The organism is uncultured Mailhella sp., assembly GCF_905187505.1.
GTDB lineage: Bacteria > Desulfobacterota > Desulfovibrionia > Desulfovibrionales > Desulfovibrionaceae > Mailhella.
Genome location: NZ_CAJJIC010000127.1, coordinates 1 through 6,908, shown reverse-complemented (window position 1 = coordinate 6,908; position 6,908 = coordinate 1). Strand labels below are relative to the sequence as shown.

The following is a 6,908-nucleotide window of genomic DNA, read 5'->3' as shown; positions in this document are numbered from 1 at the left end:
CCCGCTCCCAAACGGGAGCGGGGCCCTTCGTGTATCCTTGGCTGGATGATGTTTACTTCACTTCGGTGAAGTCGGCGTCAACCACGTCGTCGTCCTTCTTGCCGGAGTTCTGCTGAGCCTGCTGACCGGCCTGAGCGCCCTGCTGCTGAGCCTGAGCGTTCTTGTAGAGCATTTCAGCGAGCTTGTGGGAAGCCTGGGAAAGATCGTCGGAAGCCTTCTTGATGGCTTCGGTGTCGGTGCCTTCCATGGCCTTCTTCAGCACTTCGGTCTTGCTTTCCACGTCGGCCTTCACTGCGGGGTCGACCTTGTCGCCGAGGTCCTTGAGGGACTTTTCGGTGGCGTAGATGAGGGCGTCGGCCTGGTTGCGGGCTTCGATGGTTTCCTGCTTCTTCTTGTCTTCGGCGGCGTTGGCTTCAGCTTCGCGCACCAGCTTGTTGATCTCTTCTTCGGTAAGGCCGGAAGAAGACTTGATCTGGATGGACTGTTCCTTGCCGGTGCCGAGGTCCTTGGCGGACACGTTCACGATGCCGTTGGCGTCGATGTCGAAGGTGACTTCAATCTGCGGCACGCCGCGGGGAGCGGCGGGAATGCCGGTGAGCTGGAAGTTGCCCAGAGTCATGTTGTCGGCCGCCATGGGACGTTCGCCCTGCAGGACGTGGATGTCGACGGCAGGCTGGTTGTCCGCAGCGGTGGAGAAGGTCTGGCTCTTGCGGGTAGGAATGGTGGTGTTGCGGTCGATGAGCTTGGTGAACACGCCGCCCATGGTCTCGATGCCGAGGGAAAGCGGGGTCACGTCAAGCAGCAGCACGTCCTTGACGTCGCCGGTAAGGATGGCGCCCTGGATGGAAGCACCCATGGCCACCACTTCATCGGGGTTCACGGAACGGTTGGGGTCCTTGCCGAAGAACTCGCCGACCTTCTTCTGCACGAGAGGCATACGGGTCATGCCGCCCACGAGAACCACTTCGTCGATCTGGGAAGCGGTGAGGCCGGCATCGGCGAGAGCCTTGCGGCAGGGTTCGATGGAGCGCTCGACCAGATCCATGACCATCTGTTCCAGCTTTGCGCGGGTCAGGGTCATCATGAGATGCTTGGGGCCGGTGGCGTCGGCGGTGATGAAGGGCAGGTTGATCTGCGTTTCCAGAGAGTTGGAAAGCTCCTTCTTGGCGTTTTCGGCCGCTTCCTTCAGACGCTGCAGAGCCATGCGGTCCTGCGAGAGATCGATGCCGTACTGGCCCTTGAACTCATCCACCATGTAGCGGATGATGCGCTGGTCGAAGTCTTCGCCGCCGAGGAAGGTATCACCGTTGGTGGCGCGAACTTCGACGACGTTGTCGCCCACTTCCAGAATGGAGATATCAAAGGTGCCGCCGCCGAGGTCGTACACGGCGATCTTTTCGTTGGCCTTGCGGTCGAAGCCGTAAGCCAGGGAGGCAGCCGTAGGTTCGTTGATGATACGCTTCACTTCAAGACCGGCGATCTTGCCGGCGTCCTTGGTGGCCTGACGCTGAGCGTCATTGAAGTAGGCAGGGACGGTGATGACCGCTTCGGTCACAGGCTCGCCGAGATAGGCTTCGGCGTCCTTCTTGAGCTGAGCGAGAATGACGGCGGAAATTTCCTGAGGGCTGTAGTCATGCCCGTCCACGCGCACGGCGGCGTCGCCGTTGGCGGAAGCCACGATGGTGTAGGGAGCGTGCTGCATCCAGTGCTGCACTTCCGGTGAATCGGCGCGGCGGCCCATCAGACGCTTGACGGCGAAGATGGTGCGGTCGGGGTTGGTGACGGCCTGACGCTTGGCGGTTTCGCCCACCAGGCGTTCCTTATCGGTAAAAGCGACGATGGACGGAGTGGTCCGGCCGCCATTGGGGTTGGAGATGCACTTGGGCTCCTTGCCTTCCATCACATAAACGCAGCTGTTGGTGGTGCCAAGGTCGATACCAATAATCTTGCCCATACTATATGTCCTCCTCAGATATTGCACTTGTTGGGGAAGAGCGCGCCTTGCGGCTGAACTCTTACACGCAATAGGTAATTCCGTTTTGCGCGCCGTCTAGGGGGGAAGAGAAAACTTTTTTGAAAATTGTCGTTTTCATCCCTCCGGCAGACAATGAGTCTCCCGGCCCGCTCATCGGAAGGTTTCGGGTCCTCTTCTGGAATGTCGCGGGAGAAGAGCCCGCATTTCCTTCGGCAGGCCCCGCCGCGACCGTCCCTTTCCGCCGTCTCTTCCTCCATGCTCAGGACACGAAAAACCCTGCCTTTTGCAGCAAAGGCAGGGCGGAAACAGGAGGGCGAAGCCCCGGAAAACTGAAAAGTCTGAAAAGTACCCTGCGGCGGGCATGCACCGTCGTATGCAGAAGACGCGAAGCCGTTCCAAAAATCACGCGGAGAAAATCGACGTCAAGGATTCATTCGACAAGCGCATCAGTCTTCGGGGCATTCTCTCCGCACGCCTCATCCAGCGCGCGCAGCACCATGTCGAGGGAGCCGACGTCCATCTGACCGGGAGCGCTGGCCTTTTCTGCCGCGCCGAAGGTGGCGGCACTGCCAAAGAACTGCCCGCACACGCGGCTTATCACGCCGAGCGGCCCCATGCTCATGGTAACGACCGGCCTCTTCGCCCGTCTCGACGCCTCTTCCGTGGCGGAAAGCAGCGCAAGAACGTCGGCGCGGCTGTGCGGCATGACGGCGATTTTAAGAATGTCCGCGTCAAGCTCGTCCTGCATGTAAAGAAGACGGCGCACCATTTCGGCCTTCGGCGGCGTGGCCTGAAAATCATGATTGCTCGCCACCACGCCCACGCCTGCGGCATGAGCCCGGGCAATGATGTCCTTTGCCCTGCCGGAACGGAAAAATGCCTCCACGTCCAGAAGGTCGACAAGACCGCTTTCGCAGAGAACGTCGCAAAGCGACTCATACTCTCCGTCGCCTGCGGGACAGCAGCCTCCTTCGTCCATGGTGCGGAACGTGGCCAGAAGCGGCACGGAAATCACCTTTTTGAGCGAGGCCAGCGCCGTCGTGACGGCCTTTTCATCCACCCCCGACGAGCTGCAGAACATATCCACTCTCCACTCGGCCACGTCGACGGGAAGCGAGGCCAGCGCCGAGGCTTCCTCAACCAGTCGTTGCAAAGAAGAGGAGGTCAGCGGCACGATGATGCAAGGTCGCCCCCCTCCCATGTTCAGGCGTTGTTTCAAAGCGATGTCCATGGTGATTTCAAAGCAGAAAGACGGTGCGCAGACAAAGACCTCTCATGCATCCGAGGACGCATGAAGCTCCTGCAGAAAAAAAACGAAAGGCACGTGCCCGACTCAATCAGAGCCAGGGGTCGTTGTCCGCTTCGTCAAGGAACTTGTAGGAACGCACATAGATCTGACGCTGGTCTTCATCCATGACATTGCAAAGCAATTCCACGGGAGACCCGACCATCTCGGCCAGATCGGACCCCGCACCGCGAGGAAAGATAGGCCATTCCTGTTCTTCATTGTCAAGAAGCGCAACGCGGCAGGGGCCGCCTTCAAGGGGAGAAACTGTACCTCTGAGCGTGACCGAAGCGGAACTCATGCAAAAAGCCCTCAAAACATCAAAAAATCACTGGCCGCAAGGGCCTGGGAGACCGGCAACTATGGCCGGGATTCCTTGTACTGTGTTTGTTCCAGTTCAGAGTTCTTGTCAAGACGCCTGCGGCATGAAAAGTGGTTCCTGCGCAAAATATTCAGGTCGTCCCGCCGGGAGGGATCTGCGGCATTGACCTTTCCCTCGCCCGCGCGATAGGAAAAGGAACCCCCACTCTCAAGATGCGAGGCCTTCATGATCACCACTCAGGGCATATCTTCAAGCCTTTCCGCACAACGTGAGCTGCCCATCGGACTTTTCGACTCCGGCGTGGGCGGCATGACGGTGCTGCGGACCATGCGGGAACAGCTTCCCAACGAGTCCTTTCTTTATCTGGGCGACACGGCCAGGATGCCTTACGGCACCAAGGGCGTGGACACCGTGAAAAGGTACGCGCTGGAAGCCGCGGCCAAGCTGGTGGAGAGGGGCATAAAGCTGCTCGTCATCGCCTGCAACACGGCTACGGCCGCCGCGCTGCCCGAAGTACAGGCCGCCTTTCCCGACATCGACGTGGTGGGCGTGGTGGAACCCGGGGCCGAAGCCGCCTGCCGGGCCACGAAGAGCGGCTACATCGCGGTCATCGCCACAAGCGGCACCATACGCGGCCGGGCGTACGAGCGGGCCATTCTGCGCCGGATGCCGGAAGCGCGCATTTCCGCGCTGGCCTGTCCTCTTTTCGTGTCCATGGTGGAAGACGGACTTCTGGAAGGTCCGCTGGCCGAGGCGCTGGCGGCCCGGTATCTGGACCAGATATTTCACGACCCCCGCGAACAGGGACTGGAAGTGCCCGACACGCTGGTGCTCGCCTGCACCCATTTTCCCCTTCTGCGCAACGCCATAGCCCATGTCGCGGGCGAAGGCGTGACGCTTGTGGATTCCGCAGGCTACACGGCGCGCGACGTGCGCAGACTCCTTCAGGAAAAGCATCTTGCCCGCGGCGCCGGTCCCGACGTGGGTATGCCTCTGTGCCCCGGCTCCGTGCGCTTTCTCACCACCGACGACGTGCCGAGGTTCACCCGCATGGGCGAACTTTTCCTCGGCATTCCCATAGCACCCTGTACCGTGGAACTGGTAACGCTCTGATGCCCCGTCTCAAACTCACGCTCGCCTATGTAGGCACCCATTATCACGGCTGGCAGATTCAGGCCTGGAAGGACAGGGAGGATCCTCCCACCGTGCAGGCCTTTGTGGCAAAGGCCGTCTCCCATGTTGCAGGCCGCCCCACTCACGTGCAGGGCGCCGGGCGTACCGATGCCGGCGTGCATGCCGACGCACAGGTGGCCCACTGCGACATTCCTGAAGACCGCGTCAACGTGCGCTGGCAGCTTGCGCTGAACACGCTTCTGCCCCGCGACATCCGCGTGACCGACGCGCGCATCGTGCCCGACAGCTTCGACGCCTGCTTCAGCGTGAAGAGAAAGGCCTATACCTATTCTCTGTGGCTCGACCATCTCTGCACGCCGCCCAAGCTCTACCCCTTCGTGTGGGCCTGCGGCCCGCTCGACATGGACCGTTTCGACGCCGCCGTCGCGCACCTTACGGGCACGCACGACTTTGCGGCCCTGCAGAATGCGGGCACGCCGCACAAAAGCACGGTGCGCACGCTTTTTTCCATCACGCGCTCTCCCGCCCGCACAGAAGAGGCGGCCCTTCCCGAGGGCTGTCGTCAGATCGACGTGCGCTTCGAGGGCAACGGATTTCTCAAGCAGATGGTGCGCAATCTCGTGGGGCTCATGGTTGCCTGCGGCCGCGGCAAGTTCGACCCGGAGGCCATTCCGGCGCTGCTCGCCTCCGGCGACAGACGCAGGGCGCCCTTCACCGCTCCGCCCCAGGGGCTCACCATGACGCAGATATGGTACGAAGGCGATCCCATGCCGGAAGGCTGGATAAGCAGGGATGCATGACATGAATCGACTGACCGTTTCCGCCGGGGAAAACGACGCCCGTCTGGACAAGGTGCTCGGGCGCCTTCTTCCGGACATGGGCCTGCGCGGACGCCGAAGGCTCTGCGAACTCGGCCTCGCTCTCGTGAACGGACGCTCCGCCTCTCCCGCGCGCAAAGTGAGGGAAGGCGACACGGTGGAAATTCATGATGAAGCGAGCTCCGAAGACGCCGCCGGCCCGGATACGAAAAAAAACGCCTTCCCGTCCCCGGACACGCCCGGGGAAGGAACTCTTGAAGAGGACCGGCTCTTTCCCGAAGACCATGCAAGGCTCATTGTGAGCACGACGCATCTGGCCGCGCTCTGCAAACCTGCCTCCATGCACACGGAATCCCTCGCGGGCAAGCCGGGGACCAGTCTTCAGAATCTTCTGCCCGCGCTTCTCGGCGACCGGAGAGACGCGCGACTTCTGAACAGACTGGACTATCCCACATCGGGGCTCACGCTGGCCGCGCTGGATGAGAAAGGCGAACGCCTTTACCGCGACGCACAGGAGGAGGGGCGCACCGAAAAACGTTATCTTGCCCTTCTGGAAGGCACGCTCACACATGACATGCTGGCCGACCAGAAGCTCATTCTCAAAAACCGCAGCCGGGTGCTCGTGGAGCTTGCGCCCCACCCCGACAGACGCCGCCACACACGCGTGCATCCTCTGGCCGTTCTGGACGCTGCCGCTCTCGCCCGGGCCCTCCGACTCGCGGAACACGGCTGGACGGGCAGTCTGCCCGAATCCGTGACCCTTGCCGGATGCACCATTTTAAAAGGAGCGCGCCATCAGATACGCGCTCACTGCTCCTCTCTCGGGCATCCGCTTCTCGGCGACCGCCGCTACGGCGCGCTCTTTCATCCCGAAGAGCGCCTGGACGAGACCTTCTTTCTGCACCATGCACGATTTCTCATGCCCGCCTTCGACGCCCTCGCCCTGCCCGTATGGCTCGACGCGCTGGGACAGAACGCCGCAAAGGCCGCCGTGCGCTGGCTCAAGGACTGAAGAAAAACTGGAGGCATAGTCAAGCACAGTAGTTTTTGAAAGAAGCGACAATCAAAAAATATCTACAGGACCAAGATAGGGAATATATCATGCTCGACAAGAGAATGTGCAAGGAATATATGAACCCGTTTAGCTCAAAGCAAGAAAAGAGTCTTTAGGAGCAGAATACAAGTCAAAGTATATAGGAGGACATTGAAAAAGAGAGGACGTTTACCCGAGAAGTTCAAGTCAGCGCCCTTAAAATCACAAGTAAATAACAAACACCCATGAAAATACTGAACAAACTATTCTTTTACGAGGTAGTCCAGAATTTATATTTTATTGTTACACATCAATTTATCATTTTATATCTTATAAATATT

General features: G+C 60.0%; 6 protein-coding genes. 3 read left to right on the top strand and 3 right to left on the bottom strand.

Annotated features, from left to right (window positions below; genetic code table 11):
* Positions 1-52: 52 nt before the first annotated feature.
* From dnaK to QZZ60_RS09805, 3 genes are all read right to left on the bottom strand, one after another.
* Positions 53-1,954 carry a molecular chaperone DnaK gene (gene dnaK / locus QZZ60_RS09815; protein ID WP_295640958.1) on the bottom strand — a complete coding sequence of 634 codons (1,902 nt, stop codon included), beginning with the start codon at positions 1,952-1,954 and terminating at the stop codon, positions 53-55.
* Between the two features lie 451 nt (positions 1,955-2,405).
* Positions 2,406-3,206, bottom strand: a complete 801-nt coding sequence (gene aroD / locus QZZ60_RS09810) for a type I 3-dehydroquinate dehydratase (RefSeq protein ID WP_295640956.1) — start codon at positions 3,204-3,206, stop codon at positions 2,406-2,408.
* Positions 3,207-3,312: 106 nt separating this feature from the next.
* On the bottom strand, positions 3,313-3,561 hold the full coding sequence (locus tag QZZ60_RS09805) for a hypothetical protein (protein WP_295640954.1): 249 nt from the start codon (positions 3,559-3,561) through the stop codon (positions 3,313-3,315).
* Positions 3,562-3,807: 246 nt separating this feature from the next.
* On the opposite strand from QZZ60_RS09805, the gene murI reads away from it, so the two are divergent.
* Genes murI through QZZ60_RS09790 form a run of 3 tightly spaced genes read left to right on the top strand, consistent with a single transcriptional unit; the run spans position 3,808 to position 6,546 of the window.
* The gene (gene murI, locus QZZ60_RS09800; protein WP_295640952.1) at positions 3,808-4,695 is read left to right on the top strand and encodes a glutamate racemase; all 888 of its coding nucleotides are present in this window, start codon (positions 3,808-3,810) and stop codon (positions 4,693-4,695) included.
* Positions 4,695-5,516, top strand: a complete 822-nt coding sequence (truA, locus tag QZZ60_RS09795) for a tRNA pseudouridine(38-40) synthase TruA (RefSeq protein WP_295640950.1) — start codon at positions 4,695-4,697, stop codon at positions 5,514-5,516. Before murI ends, truA begins: the two co-directional genes overlap by 1 nt.
* 1 nt (position 5,517) lies before the next feature.
* Entirely contained in the window at positions 5,518-6,546 is a 1,029-nt protein-coding gene (locus QZZ60_RS09790) for a pseudouridine synthase (protein ID WP_295640949.1), read from the top strand.
* The last annotated feature ends 362 nt before the right edge of the window (positions 6,547-6,908 follow it).

Excerpts from the sequence above, each read along its gene's own strand:
- truA (WP_295640950.1), top strand. The coding sequence starts at position 4,695 with ATGCCCCGTCTCAAACTCACGCTCGCCTATGTAGGCACCCATTATCAC.
- dnaK (WP_295640958.1), bottom strand. The coding sequence starts at position 1,954 with ATGGGCAAGATTATTGGTATCGACCTTGGCACCACCAACAGCTGCGTT.
- murI (WP_295640952.1), top strand. The coding sequence starts at position 3,808 with ATGATCACCACTCAGGGCATATCTTCAAGCCTTTCCGCACAACGTGAG.
- QZZ60_RS09805 (WP_295640954.1), bottom strand. The coding sequence starts at position 3,561 with ATGAGTTCCGCTTCGGTCACGCTCAGAGGTACAGTTTCTCCCCTTGAA.
- QZZ60_RS09790 (WP_295640949.1), top strand. The coding sequence starts at position 5,518 with ATGAATCGACTGACCGTTTCCGCCGGGGAAAACGACGCCCGTCTGGAC.
- aroD (WP_295640956.1), bottom strand. The coding sequence starts at position 3,206 with ATGGACATCGCTTTGAAACAACGCCTGAACATGGGAGGGGGGCGACCT.